Source organism: Hymenobacter sp. M1-2 (assembly GCF_057808495.1).
Genome location: NZ_JBTYZO010000029.1, coordinates 1 through 19,682 on the forward strand (window position 1 = coordinate 1; position 19,682 = coordinate 19,682).

13 protein-coding genes are annotated in these 19,682 nt (G+C 56.2%); 7 read left to right on the forward strand and 6 right to left on the reverse strand.

Features of this window, described 5'->3' with window-relative positions; all coding sequences use genetic code 11:
- Positions 1 to 89: 89 nt before the first annotated feature.
- Positions 90 to 3,308, forward strand: a complete 3,219-nt coding sequence (locus ACYSMN_RS22140; RefSeq protein ID WP_488926104.1) for an efflux RND transporter permease subunit — start codon at positions 90 to 92, stop codon at positions 3,306 to 3,308.
- A gap of 301 nt (positions 3,309 to 3,609) precedes the next feature.
- Here the strand turns inward: ACYSMN_RS22140 and ACYSMN_RS22145 are convergent, their stop codons facing one another.
- The gene (locus tag ACYSMN_RS22145; RefSeq protein WP_488926105.1) at positions 3,610 to 5,898 is read right to left on the reverse strand and encodes a family 16 glycosylhydrolase; all 2,289 of its coding nucleotides are present in this window, start codon (positions 5,896 to 5,898) and stop codon (positions 3,610 to 3,612) included.
- Positions 5,899 to 6,608: 710 nt separating this feature from the next.
- Between ACYSMN_RS22145 and ACYSMN_RS22150 the strand changes: the two genes are divergently transcribed.
- Together ACYSMN_RS22150 and ACYSMN_RS22155 are read left to right on the forward strand one after the other, a co-directional pair.
- The gene (locus ACYSMN_RS22150) at positions 6,609 to 7,949 is read left to right on the forward strand and encodes an SWIM zinc finger family protein (protein WP_488926106.1); all 1,341 of its coding nucleotides are present in this window, start codon (positions 6,609 to 6,611) and stop codon (positions 7,947 to 7,949) included.
- 400 nt (positions 7,950 to 8,349) lie between these two features.
- The gene (locus ACYSMN_RS22155) at positions 8,350 to 11,409 is read left to right on the forward strand and encodes a DUF6493 family protein (protein ID WP_488926107.1); all 3,060 of its coding nucleotides are present in this window, start codon (positions 8,350 to 8,352) and stop codon (positions 11,407 to 11,409) included.
- 424 nt (positions 11,410 to 11,833) lie between these two features.
- Here ACYSMN_RS22155 and ACYSMN_RS22160 read toward each other — a convergent pair whose 3' ends face one another.
- The gene (locus ACYSMN_RS22160) at positions 11,834 to 12,127 is read right to left on the reverse strand and encodes a hypothetical protein (protein ID WP_488926108.1); all 294 of its coding nucleotides are present in this window, start codon (positions 12,125 to 12,127) and stop codon (positions 11,834 to 11,836) included.
- A 195-nt stretch (positions 12,128 to 12,322) separates the two neighbouring features.
- Here ACYSMN_RS22160 and ACYSMN_RS22165 point away from each other — a divergent pair, with 195 nt between their 5' ends.
- Entirely contained in the window at positions 12,323 to 12,850 is a 528-nt protein-coding gene (locus ACYSMN_RS22165) for a YMGG-like glycine zipper-containing protein (RefSeq protein ID WP_488926109.1), read from the forward strand.
- Between the two features lie 110 nt (positions 12,851 to 12,960).
- Positions 12,961 to 13,431 (forward strand): YybH family protein, encoded by a 471-nt coding sequence (locus tag ACYSMN_RS22170; protein ID WP_488926110.1) that lies wholly within the window; start codon positions 12,961 to 12,963, stop codon positions 13,429 to 13,431.
- An 80-nt stretch (positions 13,432 to 13,511) separates the two neighbouring features.
- On the opposite strand, the gene ACYSMN_RS22175 is transcribed toward ACYSMN_RS22170, so the two are convergent.
- The 3 genes from ACYSMN_RS22175 to ACYSMN_RS22185 all read right to left on the reverse strand — a co-directional run bounded on the left by ACYSMN_RS22175 (position 13,512) and on the right by ACYSMN_RS22185 (position 15,714).
- A complete protein-coding gene (locus tag ACYSMN_RS22175; RefSeq protein ID WP_488926111.1) occupies positions 13,512 to 14,417 on the reverse strand; it encodes a manganese catalase family protein in 906 nt (301 codons plus the stop codon).
- A gap of 186 nt (positions 14,418 to 14,603) precedes the next feature.
- A complete protein-coding gene (locus tag ACYSMN_RS22180; RefSeq protein ID WP_488926112.1) occupies positions 14,604 to 15,023 on the reverse strand; it encodes a DUF779 domain-containing protein in 420 nt (139 codons plus the stop codon).
- Between the two features lie 124 nt (positions 15,024 to 15,147).
- Positions 15,148 to 15,714, reverse strand: a complete 567-nt coding sequence (locus ACYSMN_RS22185; RefSeq protein WP_488926113.1) for an ATP-grasp domain-containing protein — start codon at positions 15,712 to 15,714, stop codon at positions 15,148 to 15,150.
- Between the two features lie 430 nt (positions 15,715 to 16,144).
- Between ACYSMN_RS22185 and ACYSMN_RS22190 the strand changes: the two genes are divergently transcribed.
- Positions 16,145 to 16,852, forward strand: coding sequence for a DUF3239 domain-containing protein (locus tag ACYSMN_RS22190; RefSeq protein WP_488926114.1), 708 nt, complete (start codon positions 16,145 to 16,147; stop codon positions 16,850 to 16,852).
- A gap of 133 nt (positions 16,853 to 16,985) precedes the next feature.
- Here the strand turns inward: ACYSMN_RS22190 and ACYSMN_RS22195 are convergent, their stop codons facing one another.
- Positions 16,986 to 18,512 (reverse strand): aldehyde dehydrogenase family protein, encoded by a 1,527-nt coding sequence (locus ACYSMN_RS22195; protein ID WP_488926115.1) that lies wholly within the window; start codon positions 18,510 to 18,512, stop codon positions 16,986 to 16,988.
- A 225-nt stretch (positions 18,513 to 18,737) separates the two neighbouring features.
- Here ACYSMN_RS22195 and ACYSMN_RS22200 point away from each other — a divergent pair, with 225 nt between their 5' ends.
- A complete protein-coding gene (locus ACYSMN_RS22200) occupies positions 18,738 to 19,658 on the forward strand; it encodes an AraC family transcriptional regulator (RefSeq protein ID WP_488926116.1) in 921 nt (306 codons plus the stop codon).
- The last annotated feature ends 24 nt before the right edge of the window (positions 19,659 to 19,682 follow it).

Below are 19,682 nucleotides of genomic sequence, written 5' to 3' on the forward strand. Positions count from 1 at the left end.
CACCCCGGCCTGCGGCCACCCCTCCTTGAAAAAAGGAGGGGAGTTGAAAACTAGCCCTAGCCCAGTAGCCACTAGCTAACAGCCTCACCATGATTGCAGAAACCTTTATTCGGCGTCCCGTCACGGCCATTGTCACCTCGCTGGTGATAGTGCTGGTCGGGACGCTGGCCATCCTGAATCTGCCGGTCGGCCAGTACCCGGAAATCACGCCGCCTACCGTGTCGGTGAGTGGCATATATACCGGCGCCGATGCCCAAACTGTGGAGCAAACTGTGGCCACACCCGTGGAAGTGCAGGTGAACGGCACGCCGGGCATGACCTACCTGCAAAGCAACAGCACCAGCAACGGGCAAATGAGTATGACGGTGAACTTCGAAGTAGGCACCGACATCAACATTGCGGCCCTCGACGTGCAAAACCGCGTGGGTATTGCCCAGCCGACATTGCCGCAGGAAGTGCAGCGCCTGGGCCTCACGGTGCGCAAACGTAACCCCAGCATTCTGATGCTGGTGGCACTCTACGCCCCCAAAGGCTCCCATAACACCACCTTCCTCGACAACTACGCCAACGTGTTCGTCAAGGACGCGCTGCTGCGCACCAAGGGCGTCGGCGACATTGTGTCGCGGGCCGATGACTTCTCCATGCGCGTGTGGCTCAAAACCGATAAACTCTCGCAGCTCGGCGTAACGGCCCAGGAAGTGACGGCCGCTATTCAGGAGCAGAACGCCCAGATTGCGGCCGGCTCCATTGGCGCCCCGCCCCAGCAAACGGGCCAGACCTTCGAGTACATCGTGTTCGTAAAAGGCCGCCTCACCACCACCGAAGAATTCGGCAACATCGTCGTCAAGACCCGGCCCGAAGATGGCTCAGTGGTGTATCTGAAGGATGTGGCCCGCCTGGAACTGGGCAAGTTCAACTACAGCAACAACTCCTTCGTGGACGGCAAGCGCGCCGCCTACCTGCTCGTGTATCAGGCCCCCGGCGCCAACGCCCTGGCTACGTTTGAAAACGTGAATGCCACCATGGAACAGCTCAAAAAGCAGTTCCCCGCCGACCTCGAATACGTGGTGCCTTTCGAATCCGCTACGGTAGTGCGGGTGTCCATTGAGGAAGTGCTGCACACGCTGGTGGAGGCCCTGCTGCTGGTGACGGTGGTGGTGTTTGTCTTCCTGCAAAGCTGGCGCTCCACGCTCATTCCGGTGCTGGCCATTCCGGTGTCCATCGTGGGCACGTTTATTTTCTTCATTCCGCTGGGCTTCACTATCAATACGCTCACCATGTTCGGCTTCGTGCTGGCCATCGGGATTGTGGTCGATGACGCCATTGTGGTAGTGGAAGCCGTGGAACACAACATGAACGAGGAAGGCATGAGCGCGGTGGATGCCACGCTGCAAGCCATGCGTGAAATCTCGGCGCCGGTTATTGCCATTGCCCTCATTCTGGCGGCGGTGTTCGTGCCGGTGGGTTTCATTCCTGGCATCACGGGGCGGCTTTATCAGCAGTTTGCCATCACCATCGCCATTTCCGTGCTGATTTCGGCCTTCGTGGCGCTTTCGCTCACACCGGCTCTATGCGTACTGCTGCTCAAACCCAGCAAGCGCGACGAGCAATCGAAGGGCCTCAACAAGCTGTTCTTCCGGTTCAACACCTGGTTCGATAAGGTGACCAACCGATACGGCAACGGCGTGAAAAGCGGCATCAAGCACGCGCGTTTCGTGGTTGTTATTCTGGTGTGTATTGTGGTGGGCACAGTGTTGCTGTTTGTGAAAAAGCCTTCAGGCTTCATTCCCACCGAAGATGAAGGCCGCATCATCGTGACGTTCAACTTGCCGGAAGCTTCCTCTACGTCGCGCACCGTGAGCACGCTCAACGAGATTATGAAGGAGCTGAGCCAAGTGAAAGGCATTCGGCACTACGCCGGCCTGGGGGGCCTGAACGCCGTGAACTTCTCGTCCAAATCGAACAGCGGCACGGTGTTTTGCCAACTCCAGCCCTGGGACGAGCGGGAAGACAAGGAACTACAGTTGCAGGGCCTGATAGCCACCGTGCAGAAACGCCTGAGCCGCCTTAAAGAAGCCAACATCGTCGTGATTTCGCCGCCCGCCATTCCGGGCCTTGGCAACACCGGCGGCTTCTCCTTCGTGCTCCAGGAACGCGAAGCCGGCGGCGACATTCGCAACTTCGACGCCACGCTCCAAAGCTTCCTCGGCGCGTTGCGCAAGCGGCCCGAAGTAGCGGCTCCCTTCTCGTTCTTCACCGCCAACACGCCCGGTTACCAGCTCACCATCGACCGGGAAAAAGCCAAGAAGCTAGGCGTCTCGATTTCCGACGTGGGCACGGCGCTACGCACCTACCTGGGCAGCGCCTACGTCAACGATTTCACCGTCTACGGCCGCAACTTCCGCGTCGTGACCCAAGCCGACTCCATGTACCGCGGCGACATCAGCAACCTGGGCCAGTACTACGTGCGCAACAGCACGGGCGGCATGGTGCCTCTGAGCACGCTCACCAGCTACCAGCGCACGGAAAGCGCCCCGCTCATCTCGCACTATAACCTGTTCCGCTCGGCCGAAATCAACGGCAACGCCGCTCCCGGCTACAGCTCCGGTGATGCCATCAAGGCTTTGCAGGAAACCGCCGCGCAGGCGCTGCCGCAGGGCTACGGCTTCGAGTTTTCGGGCCTGACTAGGGAAGAGTTGATAGCCGGCGGCCAGACGGTGTACATCTTCGCGCTGTCTATTGCCTTCGTGTTTCTGTTTTTGGCGGCGCTTTACGAAAGTTGGTCGGTGCCGTTTGCGGTGCTGCTAGCCGTGCCGGTGGGTGCTTTCGGGGCTATTCTGGCCCTCACCTTCCTGCCCAAGCTCACCAACAACGTCTACGCCCAAATTGGCCTGATTACGCTCATTGGCTTGTCGGCTAAAAACGCCATCCTCATCATTGAATTCGCTAAGGAACGGGTAGATAGGGGCCAGCCGCTGGTAGAAGCCACCCTAGAAGCCGTGCGCCTGCGTCTGCGCCCCATCGTGATGACTTCGCTGGCCTTCATCCTGGGCGTGCTGCCGCTGGTATTCGCGTCCGGCGCCGGGGCCCAAAGCCGCCAAACCATCGGCTGGACCGTATTTGGCGGGATGCTGGCCGCCACTTCCCTAGCCATCTTCATCGTGCCGGTGCTCTACGTGCTCATCACGCGCATGGCCTACGGTAAAGAGAAGCTAGCCGAGCTGGAAGCCAACTACAAACCCGACGCGAAACACGGCGGCCCCGCCGCTCCTGGCGAAGGTGAACACCCCACGCCGCAGCCAGCCTAGGAGCCAGAATCGCGGCGTTGCGGGCGTTATGAGTGATTTTCCTATAGCAAGTAGGCAGATTCGTGTCTAGAAGCTCTATTACTTTCGCCAAAGGTGTGGTGTACTCATAAACCCTGCTCATTCAATCGCTCGTGGGTCATACAGCAATGGTATGATTGACTTGCCATGGACGAGAACAAGATCCGACGGGACTTCTTTTGTAAAGTCTCTTATCTCATCACTACCCCAAAATCTGGCTTAGGCAGGGATTCCAGGGTAGTGATGAAATAAGAGTATTGAACACGGACATGCTAATAGCACCTTATTCCTTGATGACTTTATGGGTAAATGTCCTGGTACCAATCACTACTTTTAGCAGGTAGATACCCGGCTGGTAACCGGATACGTCAACTTGAAACTGCTTCGCTTTGACTACTCCGGTTTGCAGGAGATTGCCTGTGGAGGCGTACAGTAAGAACTGTCCGCTTTCCCGAGCGCTCAGCGTTTGTGGCAGTTCAATGGCAAGGTGCGCCTGTGTCGGATTAGGATATACTTGCAATTGTCCTCCTAACTCGTTCTTTTTCGTGGAGAGTACGCCCGCTCCGCGCAACAGCGGCATGGTACTGCCGTCGTTAGGATTCAAATTCTCACAAGGTCCATACTGGAAATAGCGCAGCTGATTATCTTTGCCGCAGTAGAATACGGCTGCACTATTCACGGAGAGTGACGAATACTGATTCGATGAACCGTTGGTGAAGGAATTAAATAATGTAGTATTCCAATAGTCGTCAACCCACCAGTGCTGCCAGGTGTTATTCGCTTGGTAGAAATTTTGCATCCGGCCGTCGTAGCCTATGTACACCACGCGTTGAGAGGCCTCATCCCAGATGATATTGCCCTTAGCGTAGGTCGCACGGTTCGCAACGCCGCCTACGTTGTCATAGTCGTGGGGGAGTAAAGTGGATTTCCAATCGCCAGCCACAAACGCGAACTCATGAATTTTGTCATCTGTACCAATGTAGTAAACCCTTCCGTTGTTCGCTATTGGAGCAATTGAATATGGTTTGGGAGAAACTTCGTATTCTCTCGTGCTCCAGGCATCATCAATCCAGGTATGATTGTATGTACCGTTTCCATCCCGCCAAAAGGCCTGCAAGCGGTTATCATTTCCTTTGTAAAACACGGTCATATTAGTGGCGACATTAATATCGCCAAGAGCGAAGCTGGCACTCTCGTACGTGTAAGGTAACAGTTCATGAGTCCAGGTGCCACCGATAATACGATGCACCTTGTTGTCTGGACCGATATAGAAGATGTCTCCATTGGCCGCGTTCGTCAAATTGCCGGGCGCATTCTTAGCTAAGTAGGCAGAAGTTTGCCCGAAAACGGCATGGTACCAGCCTTGATAAAAGCCGAAGTATTGTACGCGGTTGTCATAACCCCGGTAGGTAACAATACCATACTGCGCGTTGAAGGTAACATCGCCATGAACGCGATCATTGAAATTATTCTGGTTGTGGGGAAGCGCTTGAACACTCCACTGATTGTTAATGCCTTTCAGGGCCCGGTACAGTCGGTCGTCATTACCGCGATAGAACACCTCATTCGGGTTGTTAGGGTTAGTTGCAATCGAACCCGCGGCTGAGCTTACTAGGGGGGCATTGGAAACGGCCGCGTTGATCGAGTAATTCACGAATTCAGAACTCGATTTGTAAGCTAGGTCGTAATTTCCAGGACTCACCCCTCCAGCCTGATAGCCGCTGGGTTTGTAAACCCGGATGTAATCAATATCCATGTGCGCTTCAGAAATTTCGCTGTATGTTGTCATCTGCAAGTTGGCTAAGATAAAAGCGGGCTCTGGATACGTTCGAACTCGCCTGGAATCAATAGTATACGTCTCGCGGCCGTCAAAAAAGAAGGTGACCCGCGTTGGCGTCCACATGACCGAATAGGTATGAAACGCTTGGCTTAGATCTGGGCCATCTTTAACCGAAATACCACCACTGGTCCATTCATGACCTGGATAATTATCACACTCATCCGGATGAGCGGCGCAATAAGTATTTCTTTTTGCCCAATCTAGGACCCCTGATTGCACTCTATCAGCACCATTGTCTTGACTGTCCAAGACATCAATCTCCGTGGAGCCTGTATATAACCAGAAAGCAGGCCAATCACCGTTATTGTTTGTGGGAAGTTTACAGCGAATTTCAAATAAACCGTAGGTAAATCCTCCAGGATCCGGAGCAGGGTAGGGACTCGGGTCTAAAACCAATTTGGATTTTAGCCTTCCAGAGAGATATTTAATCTGACGAGGCTTATTAGGAGGAGCAACAGGAATCCAGAATGGAGTAATACGAGTCGCTGTTAAGCGCACAATGCCACCCGGCTGCAGAGACACTTGGCTCCAACTGTAATGTTCGCTGCCCCAGCCTTCATAAGGATCCCCAATGCTCCATTTAGCGCTGAGTTGTCCGACGTTAGAATAAGTATCGAAGTTGTCTTCAAAAACAACTTGGTAATTGGAGTAGTCCAGTTTACACTGACCGAACAAAGAGAGAGAGACCCCAAGTGAACCGATCAGCAAGGGCCAGAAACGTGTTTTTTTCATAGTACGTAGAGTAAAGGAGTAAAATCATGAAAAATTGATTTGAAGGAAAAGACGTAGACATCTCATTTAAGCGGAGAAGCGCGAAAAGTCAATATGAAGAAGTGAGGGGCTAAACAAGGTAAGGCAACATATAAGCAGTAACCCCCAACCAAAATAAGTCAAGCATCTACGACGGAACGGAGCCAAGAATAGGTACTATAAACTAGTACATTTTCCTAAATGAAGCTGTTTGTGCACTGCTTACATGTAACGGGTATATATGGAAGTAGAGTAATGATGAATGATCCGTAGCGCTGAACAACAAGTTAATAAAACTAATCATTAACTTAAAAAAAAACCATAATATATTTTAAATATATGATTGTTTAAAACAGGGTATAACACCTGCAAGTAGTCAAATATCCTTTTTCTTGTAGTCCTGTGAGGTGGCCTAGTAAAAGGCGGACAGAGGAATGACGCATCCTTCTGTTCTAACTCTTCTTGTCCCTGAGTTTAGTGGCAGATAGCAGCTTTGGTACCGCTCTCAGCGCCTTCGGGACACCGTAGTTGTTGCTGTCGACGTAAGCCCAAGTTGATGCACGAAATACGCTGCTTGACAGCATAGTTTTCTCAATCTTTGGATATCATTTTTTAAAGCAAAAAAGCCCCAAATAACTAGTATTTGGGGCTTTTTTGTGGTTTCTTAGTACCTGAAACTCATCTATCTGCCGATGTCTGATTTTGCCTACGCGTACGCCCGTCCTTCCACTCTTGAAGCTCGCCCGGAAGGCAATTCCCTGCTGCTTTCCGCCTTCGCCGAAGAGCAAGCCACTACCGATACTTCCTGCTTCTTCTGGGGCCGCCTCCGCGACTCCTGGCTGGCGGCGCGGGGCCTGAGCACCCTGGCCAAAGTGGTGGCTTCGCGTTTCGTGCCCCAGAGTGCTGCCCTCCGCGACCCTATCGTGACGGCCGGCGCGGGACAGTTGCGGTTCGAGGCGTTTTCGTCCTGCAACGGCGTCTACGCCCGCCTCGATCTGAACTCCGAGGCCCTCGATGGTGAATTCCTGAGCAGCGGCACCACCAACGTCGATTTTAACGAGCCGATGGTAAACGCCCTGGCCCGCATTGCCCGCACCGAGCCCGTTATTCTGTCGGTGGGCGAGAAGGAAGTGGTGCTGGAACGGGCCGCGGGCAAGGTGGTGGAACGCAAAGTGACCCTGCCGGAACGTTGGATCAAGGGCCTCACAAGCGTGCAAGCTTACTTGGCGCTGATGGAGGAAAAGCTGCGCCTTACTCGCGTGCAAGCCGTGCAGCTCATCCAGGGCCTGCCGGCCGGTTCCACCAAAACCGACTTCTTCCTAGTGCTGCGCGGCCCACGGCCTAGCTTCGCGCCGGTAGCCAGCCCCGGCGCGGTGCGCGTGGGCGGCGTGCACCGCTTGCGCCTGCTCGAAGGCCTGCTCCCGCTCTGCGAGGCCGTGCGCGTATTTGCTACGCCCGATGGCCAGTCGGCGGCTTTCGTGCTGGAGCTGGGGGGCGGGCAACGGTTTCTGCTGGCGTTGTCGGCGGATGTGTGGCGCGGGTTTTCGGGTGAAGGCAACCAGCTCGAAACACTGATGGATGAGCTGCCCGCTGAGTGGGTGGCCGGCGCCAACCGCCTGTTCCGGGGCAACGAAACCTTCAATCCCACCCTCTTCGCCCTCGAAAACAACCTTGCCCCCAACACCGTGGACCGGCTCTGCGCCAGCCTCTCGGCCATGGGCCTGCTCGGTTTCGACCTGGCCGATAACCAGCATTTCTACCGGCGCCTGCCCTTCAAGATGGGTCGCATCCTGAGTCTGAATCCGCGCCTGAAAAACGCCCGCGCCCTGCTCGAAGCCGCCGACGATGTGCAGCTAGTGGGCGTGGGAGCCGGCGGCCGTACCGAAGCCCGCGTGCGGGGCACCGGCGTGTGGCACACCGTGCTGGTAGGCGGCGCCGAGCCGCCCCGCTGCACCTGCACCTGGTTCAGCGACCATCAGGGCCAGCGCGGCCCCTGCAAGCACATTCTGGCCACCCAGATGCGCTTCGCCTAGCAAAATGGTTTTCGCTGTTCGTTTTTCGTTGTTCGCACCTGGAGAGTGATGGCCGTAACAGCCGGAATCTATTCTCCTTGGGTGAACAGTCATGCAGAGGCGCAGCCGAAGCATCTCGCGTGCTGATGTCAGGGTAATAGTCAAAAAAGATTTACCCCCTACGGCTGCGCCTCTGCATGACGGTCTTTCCGACTGACTGTTCGCACATCCTAGCTAAGCGCTTGGCGAACAACGAAGCCGTTGCCGGAACAGCCACGAAATGTAGTTTTTCCTGTAATTACCCCTCTCGGCTTGTTCGCTCTTCCTTCGGAGTGAGTAAATAGTGCCTATATCGATTTGCCCATGAAACGGGCTTACACCCTTACGTTCCACTTTTGTATAAAACCAAGTAGCCTTCCGTATGTCCAACGTTTCCGCCGCTGAAACCTTTGAGCAGATTATCCGCCAGCAGAAGACCAATGAACTAATGCCTTTTCTGCTGCAACTGGACAAGAAAAACATTGTGCCCGTGCGGCAGAAGGCGAAAAGCCTCAAGAAGGAGCTAGAGGAATACAAGCAGCGCGAAGTGAAGCCGGGCAAATTTGAGTGGAACTGTCTCATTACGCCGGAGCAAACCAACATGCTGTTTCTGGCGGGCCTGGCTACGTACTCGCGCAAGGAGGCGCTGGCGCGTGGGTTCGACACGCGGTTGGAGTTCGAGGTTGACAATCTTAACAAACCGACCGCAGAGCAGCCCGCTTTCCTCACTGTTCTCGAACACGCCCGGCCCGATTGGCTAGCCGATTGGTTGACTCGCCTGACGCGCTCCAATCCGTGGTCGGCGCCGCAGTACCGGGTGCTGCGCGCGTTAGAGAAGCGGGAGCTGCTGCCGCACGAGCCGTGGCTGTTTGCGCAATCAGTAGCGCATATGCTGAACCATTACAACTGGCGGCGCAACAGCGTAAAGGGCAGTGATATTGAAGGCTACGACCAGTCGATTCTGCAAGACCTGCGCGCCGATGATACCTTGCTGCAACGCGACATCCCGCTCTTGTTCGACTTCGACACGAATGCCGATTCTAGTAGCACCTGGACCGGCAAGGAACGTGAGCTGGTTTCCTGGCTCACGCTGATTCCGTCCCTGATTGAGTCGGGCCACCTCGACCGGGCCGACATCCTCACGCGCTGCCTGCTGGCGCTCCGCCGCGACTTCCGCCGCCCGCTGCTGACGTGGTTCAAGAACCTGTTTACGGCTTTGCGGCCCACGGCCGAGGAGCGTATGGCCCGGCAAGCTGAGTTGGTAGAGCTGCTGGCTCACTCACTGCCGCTGGTCGTCAATTTCGCCTTCGACCAGCTCAAAGACCTGTGGGCGGATGCGGTGTTCGAGCCTGCTCCGCTGCTGCTCTACGCCGAAGGCCTGCTCACGCGCCAGGACCTCAAAACCGGCCTGCGCACCTTGTTTGGGGGGTTCGAGAAGCTGCTCAAGCGCGACCCCACGCTGGCGCCCACGCTGGCCCGCCTCAGCGCCTCGGCCTTAGCCAATGCCGACGCCAGCGTGCAGGAACGCGCCGCCAAGGTGCTAGCCAGCATCCTCAGCGCCAAAAAGCCCCTGCTCTCCTCCGATGAGGCAGGGGAAGTCACCGACTCCATCAGTCTTTACGCCGACTTGCTCAACCCGCCCGCCCGCAAGGTGGTAGCGCCGTTTCTGACGGCCCCGAACGAGCAAACCGCGACGGCAACTGCCGAAACCTACGCGCCGCACGCTGGCTTTGCCCCGGACATATCTCCCGCCACGGCCATTGCTCCGGTGCGGGACTGGCACGAGCTGCTGTTTCTGACCGGGCAGGTGATTCAGCACAAAGAACCAGCCGCCGTAGAACGTTGGCTCGATGGCTTGCTGCGGCTGCGGGGGCAGTTTCCGGCTGGCTACGAGCAGCAGCTCCGGCCCTATATGCACCAGGCTATGCCGTGGGCCTTGAAAGACAAGACCGAGGCAGAAACGACCACCATACTGCTGGAGCACCGCCCCGACTGGCGCGTTGGCGAGCATGATTTGATCTGGGCCTTGCTCATCAGCTGGTTCACGGGGTTCGTGCGCCTCAAGGTGCCGGAAGTTTCCCTCGCCAACCAGCAGTATAGCCGGCCCGACCCTCTATTACGGGTAGAGCAACAGCGGCTCGCGGCCGTGGAGGAGCAGATGCAAACCTCCTCGCCCCTACCACTGCTGAGCACCCCCAGCCACGCACCGCATTGGGTAGCGCCTTCGATGCTGGTGCAAAAGCTGCTCGTTTACCAAGCTGCCGGCCAAGAGCCCAACCCCGCCGACCTGGCCATAGCACTAGCCCGCACGGCCGTGAGTGCCGCCGACGAAATGGCCACCGCCCGTCAGCAGTTGGCCCAGCTTCAGTCCGATGAGCTGCGGGAACTGCTCGACTGGTTCCTGGCTCCTGCTGCCGAACAGCCCTTACCCATTCCGGCCGCGGCGGTAGCTGGTAAGTCGGCCGTGAAAAACTTCACGAAGCGCCTGGCGAAGCTTATACCATTCCGGCCCAAACCCGTTTCCTCGCTTCAGGAAGCGCTGCCCTGGCTGTGGGCCATGGCCGCCCGGACTCGCTACCCGCAGGCAACCCTGGAAGAACTCCGCAGCCTCTCCGATTACCCTAACGTAGCTACGCCCTGGCAACCCACCTGGCACTTCCAGCAGCAGTCGACTATCTACAAGCAAAGCTGGAACAAGGAACAGCCTGAAGTCACGCACACCTGGCAGGAGCTACAGCTGAGTCCGGAGCCTGAAAGCCAGCCGTTGCCCTCGCACCTGCTGCTCTACTCGCTGCACGTCCGGCAGCCGCAGGAAAAGGAGAGCTACAGCAATTACTACCACCTCTGGTCGGTGACCAACAATTTACCGTTCCTACTCTCGGTGCTACCCAACAACCCTAGCCCAGTGTACTGGCACTTGCTCCGCAATGCCTGCCGCACCAACGAAATGGGCTCGGAAGGACGCGACGCCATGCAAAAGTTCCTGCCTACCCTGCTCGGTGCCGGCCCGCGCTTCGAGGAACCCATTGCGACGCTACTAGCCATCGGCCTCACCCACAGCGCGCCCGTTTGCCGGGCGCTGGCGCTGGAAGTGCTGCTGTCAGCTATTGAAACTCGCCGGCTCGAACCGGTAGCCTTGGGTACGGCGCTGGGCAAATTGCTGGTTGGGGAGTACGCGCCCGTGCAGCGCCTCACCGACAACTTGGCCCAGGCCCGCGCCATCAGCCCTGCCATTGACGACGCTTTGCGCCAACTCCTCAACACGTTGCTGCCGCTACTGCCCGCTGCTCCGCTGCGCAACACCCGCAAGCTCATCGAAACCTACGCCGACCTTACGAGCCGCACCCAGCAGCCCACACCGGAAACCGTGCAGGCGCGGCTGCGAGAGTGGGGTAGCGGTTCGGCCACGCTCAAGAAAGCCGTTGGCACTTTGCTTCAGTAGCAGCTGGTTTTGATGCTTGTAGGACTTATGCCCGGCGGCCTGTGGGAAGCCCCAGCGGGGCGGTATGTCGGTAGAAATCAGCCGGTAAAAACCACTACAGCCCCGTCGGGGCGACACCACCCGTTCAACAATTGGTGTCGCCCCGACGGGGCTTGGTTCCATAGCGCGGCTTTTTTTCTACCGATATACCGCCCCTCCGGGGCTAAACAAGCGCCGCCGGGCGTAAGTCCTGGCTTAGTTCTTTCCTAGCCCGGCGACTTGTAGAGTCGTCGGGCTAGTTTGCTTATGAGTGTTTAACCTGGGTTGCAGTGTACAGAGCTTTTAAGCCTGTTGTACTTGCTTGATAGGAGCAGGCGGCGACCCGTCAGCCCGCCAAAAAAGCGGGCAGACGGGCAGGCGTCCACAACATCAGCACTCAAGCAAGCTACCAGCCGGATTCCTCGCCGTTCCACCATACTCCCGTGCCAGCGGGGACTGGGGTTGCGTCTTCGTGTGTGAACAGGAGCGCGCGAATTTTGGGAGTTTCAGAGCGGGCTACTTCTTCTACGCTGCCCACGGCTGGCTCTTCGGTGCCGTTGGGGTAGCGCAGCGTTAGAGCCAGGGCCATGTGAAGCTCGAATGAGGCAAGCGCGGGGGATAGCTCACCAGGAAAAAGCAACACTCCGAGGCCCGTCAGTGAAAAACTTTCGGCTACGCGCAACAGTAGTTTTTCTTTCATGGCTAACTGTACGCAAAAAGCTGAATTGCTGTATATTTAACCCACTTTTTGGCGGCCCGCGGCCCGCCGCTTTTCTCACCTTCTACTGCTAGTGTCGAGTCAAACCTCAAACTTGGTCCTTTCGTACTGGCATGGTGCTTGTAATCTACCCATCATACCCGGGCAACAAGCCCACCCAACTCCAACCATTTAGTCATGAAAAAGGTCAGTTTCATTTTCGCCCTTGTGATTCTCTTCACCACAATTTTCAGTGGTTTCGCCCAAGCTCAGGAAAGAAAGAAGTGGAGCCCCCAAGCTAAAGGCGCCGTGATTGGCGGCCTAGGTGGGGCCGCTGCTGGCGCTATCATCAACAAGCGCAACCGCGCCGTGGGTGGTGTTGTAGGCGGTGTAGCCGGTGCCGGCGTAGGATACGCCATTGGCAAGCACACCGACAATAAGCGCAAAGCCGAAGCCGCCCGCGTAGCCGCTGCCAATCGGGCCGCCGCCCAGCGCGAGGCTGCCTTCCGGGCTGGCGCAGCTAGAGAAAGAGCTTTGGCCGCCAAGTCTTCTTCTGCGCCTGCTCCCACCAAGGCCCTTTCCGCCGACGATGTATACAACCTCAATACGAGCATGGTATATACGCCTGCTGCTTCAGCTTCCGGGGTAGTGTACTTGCCCAACAACACCAACAGCGCCAGCGCCGCAGCTTATCCGAACTCTGAGGTTCGTCGCAAGAGCTGGTAGTCTTTTTCTTCGCAGCGTGCCGAAAACCCAGGTCTTTGGACCTGGGTTTTCTGTTCCTTCGCAGCTTGTTTTCCCGTTCTGCTCTCACCTTCACCAAACCCTTTGTTCTCATGAAACCCTTTCTCGGTCTCCTGCTCGGGAGTGTCTTGCTAGCCTCCTGCTCCGGCTCTAAGTCGGAAGAAACCGCCGCTGCTGTCAACGTGCAGAGTCTCAACCAGCAGTTTATTGGCGCTTGGAATGCCAAAAACACCGTGCAACTCGACTCCTTGCTAGCCGACGACGTGCAGTACGCCCAGGGCGAAACGCGCTTCAATGGCAAGGCCGAAGTATCCGATAAGTGGGTGCGCGCCACCATGGGCACCATTTCCAACCTCAAAACCTACGCCACCACTTCCGGCATCGACGCCAATATCGCCTACGAAGCCGGCAAATTCTCGACGGAAGTAATGCCCGAAAGGCCCAACGAGCCCCGCGGCGAAGGCGAAGGCAATTTTCTGCTGCTCTGGAAAAAACAGAAAAACAACGCCTGGAAACTCAGCTACGTGCAGCTAGAAGGCCTCGGCGTAAAAGCCCGTAATTAACGATACACTTGGGCTTCCCTCATACAAAAAGCCCTGGCAAGTGTTTGCCAGGGCTTTTTCATGCTTATTACAGTTGCCTACTACGACTCGCTAGAGTGGCCGCCGCTGCCGCTGAGCGCGCCTTCAATTTTGGTTTTCACGGTTCCGATGATGGAGTCCGTGGTGGTCATTTGCTCTTTCTGAGCAAAGCCATCGGGCTTCGGGGGCGCCAGTACCGGGATGCCCCCCAGTGGCGCGGCCTTCTTCACGTGGAACTCGCCTTTGCCGTCGATGGATGGACCTTCTGTCCAGCGGCCGCCGATGGTGGTGTCGTTGCCGACGTAGGTGCTCACGAAAGCATAGTTGAAGCCTTGTACTTCTTCGCTCTGCGGGAAGCTGTTGGGCACGGGCAGCGCGTTGAGGCCGCCATTTTCCTCGATTACAGCCAGCCACTGGTTTTGGTGCATAGTGTCGCGGGCAATCAGGAACGACAAGAAATCCTTCATGCCGGGGTCGTCAGTCATGTTCCAGAGGCGCGTGGCCAAGGTCCGGCCAGTAGCCTCGGCGGCCACGTTGCTGTACATATCAGCCACTATGTTGCCGCTGCCTACCACCCAGGAGCCGTTGAAAGGCACTCCGTTAGCATCCGTAGCCAAAGCCGCCAGCCCAGAGGAAAGCACCTGCCGGGGGTCCATGCCGCCCAGCACGGCTCCTATTACTTTATCGTTGGCAAAATCATCTTTCATGCTCGTTGGAGCACCTTCCAGATTGAGCGCCACGGCCGTTGCCAGCATTTCGATGTGCGCTATTTCTTCCGTGCCCGTTTCGAGCAGCATGTTGCGGTATTTCTCCGGTCCGCGTGCACCCCAGGCCTGAAATAAATACTGCAAACACACCCGGATTTCGCCTTCAATGCCGCCAATGGCTTGCTGCAACATGCGTGCAAAAGCAGGGTTAGGCTTATCGACCCGGACTTTGTACTGGAGCTCTCTGTCGTGATAGAACATGAGGTGGTATGGTGATTGGTGAAAAGAACAGTGGAACTACTCTCTTCCCAGAGGGAGCAGCCTGCACGGCTATACGCTCCTTCTACCCTCTCAAAACGACTGGAAAACACGGATTTGCTCGTGGCCTAATACGGATTTGGCGCCGCATAAATACCTAGATACTCGTCCTTAAAATAAAGTTTTGACTCAGCCAGACAGGCTTTCTGTCGGGCGAGTGAGATATTCTTCTCCATCATAAATAGGCGCCATATTCTTGGACTCCTCCTCTGTGAACAGACGAGAGCGAATCAGAAATCGTACGCCGAGCGGAATTTCCAACGAGAAGCTGGCGCCACGTCCTTTGGTTACGTCCACGGTCAGCTGGGTGTGTTTCCAGTATTCAAACTGGCTGGCGCTCATAAAGAAGTCGCAGCCATGAATCTGGCCAAGCCATACGTCGTTAGCTCCCACCCGGAACTCGCCTTTAGCGAAGCACATGGGCGAGGAACCATCGCAGCAGCCGCCACTCTGGTGAAACATGAGCGGGCCGTGCTCGTCGCGGAGTAGGTCGATGGTGGCCTCAGCGGCGGGTGTAACTAGAACGCGGGGAGTGGTTTCGGTGGGCATGGTGGTGGCAGGTAGCGCCAACTTCCGTTGGCTGGTGAGTTAAGAGCAACAGTTGCGATAATATAGGTATCAAGTTGCTGCATATAGAGTTTTATTAATCCCCGTGCTGTGTCAAAAGTCAACACTATTTCAGAAACAAGAAGGGGTCTTGTTGACCCATGATTTCATGCCAGCGGGCACTAATCAGCTTGGCGTATTTCAAGTGATTCAGACCGTAGCTGCCCAGGGCGAAACCATCGTTGCACTCAATCACTAAAGTTCGCCCATCGGAGGTAACTCCGAAATCTATGGAGCAGCCCGCAGGGCACGTTTTCCACGCCTCAAGGGCACTTTGAACTACTTTGGGGTCTGGAAATACATCCCAGCGTCCGGTGTAGCTTCTGAGGTCGTATACTGTCCCGTGGCGAATAAAGCCGCGCCACTCCGACACGAACTCCACAACCTCGGACATAATAACGTCGCGGTCGTAGTTTTGATAAGCAGTTCCCTGTAAATCTTTGACTGTACGGATGACCTTTCCTGTGAAGCCCTTCTGCGCTTGGGATTTGACAAAAACAGGCCACGTTTCCGGATGGTCCGCGACTTCTGAAAGCCTCCCACGCCAAATACGTCGCCCGTAGAAGGGTTCTAATTCGTGGGGATAATCTATGGTGGCGGGTTGTTCTACCTCTAAGCGGTCGAAAGCGTACACAGCGTTGCTAATGTACCCTACGACTATATCCCCCCGGCTTAGTTGCAAGTCTAGTTCTTCGTGTGTGTCGAAGAACGCCACGTGGCACCCCAACGCTTGGAACCCACGCATTGCCTTGTATGCATTTTCCGTCTTCGGGACGCGTGCGCCTAGCGTACGGTCATACTCGGTGTGGATGTGAACGTTGAAGGGCATTTGATTTTCACTACGTGCTGCTTTGTATAGGCAGCAGAACGCTCAATATAAAGAACTGGATAAGTTGCATTCAACTCTTCATTTCTGTCCCGGTTTGGTTTTATCAGCGGCAGGCGTTACGAGGACGCGGGGAGTGGTTTCGGTGGGCATAATGAGTTTGAAGGTTTCGGACACGAGCCGAAAAAATGTATTTACTTAGGCTGGTTTTATACTCCATCCTTTTTTAACGTCAGCTATGGATCGAAAAATTGGTGACCCCGGTGAGTTTCTCAACGCCTCTATGGCCAGCCGAGCCGTCAATATTAAACCCGACATGCGTAAAGTCCGGCGCTTGGATCTTTCGCATCGCAGCTATCGGAAATACTTACTTATCGGGCTTGCTGTGAGTGTAGGTTTGCTTGGCATCAGTGCCGTGCTTTTTACTTTAGGGCATCTCAGGGCTGGATTTATAGCGCTTATTATTGGTATGTCAGCAGGATTGTTCGCGTTGCGCTTTCGGCGAATGCTCACTGGTGATGCATATACCAACGGTCTACTCATTCCTGGAGTTATCACATCGACCTCGCCACTGCGCGTAGCCATACTCGCCGCCGTGGAAAACGGTAACGGCCCCAATCCACGAAACATCGTGTGGGGCCTGATGCAACTAACAATTCCTGAACTCACGTTGCACCCGATTCAGATAGGCGAGCGGGTGCCGTGCGTAGCCTTATTTGGTGGCGACAATGAGGGGGTGTATACTGGCTTCGAGCCTCGTCCATTGGCCTGGGGTACCGACAATCCGGCCGTCATTGAAGCCGCCCGTGAAGCCATTGAGGCAGACGAATGGGAGGTTTTGGAGCAGTTGGTGCCGCAAGCAGCCAAGTTGAATCATAACGACTCTACGGCATTCTTTACTGATAATTTGCAGAAAGTCGAGCTGTACAAGCCGGCTTCAGCGTGACGAACAGCGAGATATAAAATAGAATCGTCCTCCTGAGTTTGCAATGCATGTTGCCACGGCAGCACCAGTTGTTGGCGGGCTCGATACATCAGCTACTCACGAGGACGATTCTATTTCAACATCTTACTGTAGCTTAGAAGAAACCCAGTTTCTGCTGGCTGTAAGAAATGAGCATGTTCTTGGTTTGGCGATAGTGGTTGAGCATCATCTTGTGATTCTCGCGGCCAAAACCGGACGCCTTATAGCCGCCGAAGGGCGCGCCAGCTGGATAGTCGTGGTAGCAGTTCACCCACACGCGGCCGGCCTGAATGGCGCGGGGCACTTGGTACAGCTCGTGCGCGTCGCGGGTCCATACGCCAGCCCCGAGGCCGTAGAGCGTATCGTTGGCAATGGCAATGGCTTCTTCGGTGGTCTTGAAGGTGGTCACGGACAGCACCGGGCCGAAGATTTCCTCCTGGAAGATGCGCATCTTGTTGTGGCCGCGGAAGATGGTGGGCTGGATGTAGTAGCCTTCAGCCAGCGCGCCGTCTTCCTGCTGGTACGCCTCGCCGCCCACCAGCACTTCGGCTCCTTCGGCCTTCCCGATTTCGAGGTAGCTCAGGATTTTTTCGAACTGGTCGTTGCTGGCTTGCGCGCCCATCATGGTTTCCTTGTCGAGCGGGTTGCCGAGCTTGATGGCCTTTACCCGCGCAATCACGCGCTCGATGAACTCGTCGTAAATGTCTTCGTGCACCAGCATGCGCGAGGGGCAGGTGCAGATTTCGCCCTGGTTGAGGGCGAACATCACGCCGCCTTCAATGGCCTTGTCGAGGAAATCGTCGTCGGCGTCCATCACGCTCTTAAAGAAGATGTTCGGCGACTTGCCGCCCAGCTCCATCGTCACCGGAATCAGGTTTTCGGAAGCGTACTGCATAATCAGGCGGCCCGTTGTGGTTTCGCCCGTGAAGGCCACTTTCTGCACCCGCGGCGACGAAGCCAGCGGCTTGCCGGCTTCCAGCCCGAAGCCGTTTACCACGTTCAAAACCCCGGCGGGCACCACGTCCTGAATCAACTCCATGAGCACCATAATGGAAGCGGGCGTTTGCTCGGCGGGTTTCACCACCACGCAGTTGCCAGCCGCCAGCGCGGGCGCGATTTTCCAGGTGGCCATCAGCAGCGGGAAGTTCCACGGAATAATCTGCCCGATAACGCCCAGCGGCTCCTGAATCACCAGCGAAACGCGGTCCTTGTCCAGTTCCGTAGCCGAGCCTTCTTCGGCCCGAATTACGCCCGCGAAGTAGCGAAAGTGGTCGATGGCGAGGGGCAAGTCGGCAGCCATGGTTTCGCGAATGGCCTTGCCGTTTTCCACGCACTCCACGGCGGCCAGATGTTCCAGGTTGGCCTCCATAATGTCGGCAATCTTGAGCAGCATGTTGCTGCGCGTAGTAGCCGAAGCGTCTTTCCAGGTTTTGAAAGCCTCGTGGGCGGCATCCAGGGCCAGCTCAATATCTTCCTTGGTGCTGCGGGCTACTTTACAAAAGGCCTGTCCGTCGATGGGTGAGGGATTGTCGAAGTACTGGCCTTTGACCGGGGCCACCCATTTACCGCCAATAAAATTGTCGTAGTGCGATTTGAATTGGGGCCGGGCGACGAGCGTGGTGGTTCTTTCGAGGGTTTCCATCAGGGTGAGAATGAGGTTGGTTTGGAATACTCCAAGCTAGCTTCTATCTCTGCCGAAATAGTTGTAATATCCTCTCAGATTAGCGGCGGATAGTCGCAAGTTGTGACCACTCACTCACCAAGCTAGTATGTTGGACGTGACAGGCTAAAACTACCCGTGCAGCGTTACGCTGACAATTCCGCCTATCATCTGTTACGAAGAAGTTTCCGTCATTTCATCCTGCCCATGTCTCACCTGCCCGCCCCTATTGCCCTGCGCCAGCCCGAGCAGCTCGCCACGCTGGTTGAAAACCGTACGGTGTATTCGATGGAAGCTTTTGAGCTGAACGTGTTCGAAACCCACCGTACGGCGCACCAGGTGCCGCTGAGCATGGGCCACGTAGTGCTGACTACCATGCTGCGGGGCAAGAAGGTGATGCACCTGGCCGGCCGCCCCGCCTTCGACTACCTGCCGGGCGAGTCGGTGGTAGTGGGCGAGCAAGAAACGATGGTCATCGACTTCCCAGAAGCTGACGCGGAAAACCCCACCCAGTGCCTGGCCGTGGCCATTCCCACCGACACCATCCGTCAAACGGTGGACCTGCTCAACGAAGAGCAGCCCCGCGCCGAAGAACACCTGCCCTGGCAGCTTGATACCACCAACTTCGCGCACTTCCAAAACACGCCCGAACTCACCAGCACCCTGGAACGCCTCGTGCAGCTCTCCCGCGACACGGGCCGCGTTAAGGATGTGCTGGCCACATTCACCATCCAGGAAATGCTGGTGCGCCTCATGCAAACTCAGGCTCAGCAATTACTTTTCAACAACTACCAGAAGCACGCCACCACCCACCGTTTCGCAGCCGTGGTGCAGTACATCAAGCAGCACCTAACGGAGCAGATTACCATCTCGAAGCTTAGTGAGTTGGCTTGCATGAGCAAAGCCACTTTCTTCCGGGTGTTCAAGCGCGAATTAGGCCTTACGCCCGTGGAGTTCATTATTAAGGAGCGGCTGGCCGAAGCCAAACGCCTCCTACGCAACCCGCTGGTGACGGTGGCCGACGTATGCTTTCGGGCTGGTTTCAACAATACGGCTTACTTCCAGAAACTATTCAAGCAATACGAAGGTGTAACCCCCGGCGTGTACAAGCGGCAGTGCATAGGCTAGCAGTTCAGGCTGAGCTTGTCTTGT

What these genes read in the sequence shown, in the direction of transcription:
- ACYSMN_RS22190 (WP_488926114.1), top strand. Translation starts at nt 16,145, where the DNA reads ATGGATCGAAAAATTGGTGACCCCGGTGAGTTTCTCAACGCCTCTATG.
- ACYSMN_RS22140 (WP_488926104.1), top strand. Translation starts at nt 90, where the DNA reads ATGATTGCAGAAACCTTTATTCGGCGTCCCGTCACGGCCATTGTCACC.
- ACYSMN_RS22175 (WP_488926111.1), bottom strand. Translation starts at nt 14,417, where the DNA reads ATGTTCTATCACGACAGAGAGCTCCAGTACAAAGTCCGGGTCGATAAG.
- ACYSMN_RS22180 (WP_488926112.1), bottom strand. Translation starts at nt 15,023, where the DNA reads ATGCCCACCGAAACCACTCCCCGCGTTCTAGTTACACCCGCCGCTGAG.
- ACYSMN_RS22160 (WP_488926108.1), bottom strand. Translation starts at nt 12,127, where the DNA reads ATGAAAGAAAAACTACTGTTGCGCGTAGCCGAAAGTTTTTCACTGACG.
- ACYSMN_RS22165 (WP_488926109.1), top strand. Translation starts at nt 12,323, where the DNA reads ATGAAAAAGGTCAGTTTCATTTTCGCCCTTGTGATTCTCTTCACCACA.
- ACYSMN_RS22155 (WP_488926107.1), top strand. Translation starts at nt 8,350, where the DNA reads ATGTCCAACGTTTCCGCCGCTGAAACCTTTGAGCAGATTATCCGCCAG.
- ACYSMN_RS22145 (WP_488926105.1), bottom strand. Translation starts at nt 5,898, where the DNA reads ATGAAAAAAACACGTTTCTGGCCCTTGCTGATCGGTTCACTTGGGGTC.
- ACYSMN_RS22150 (WP_488926106.1), top strand. Translation starts at nt 6,609, where the DNA reads ATGTCTGATTTTGCCTACGCGTACGCCCGTCCTTCCACTCTTGAAGCT.
- ACYSMN_RS22195 (WP_488926115.1), bottom strand. Translation starts at nt 18,512, where the DNA reads ATGGAAACCCTCGAAAGAACCACCACGCTCGTCGCCCGGCCCCAATTC.
- ACYSMN_RS22200 (WP_488926116.1), top strand. Translation starts at nt 18,738, where the DNA reads ATGTCTCACCTGCCCGCCCCTATTGCCCTGCGCCAGCCCGAGCAGCTC.
- ACYSMN_RS22170 (WP_488926110.1), top strand. Translation starts at nt 12,961, where the DNA reads ATGAAACCCTTTCTCGGTCTCCTGCTCGGGAGTGTCTTGCTAGCCTCC.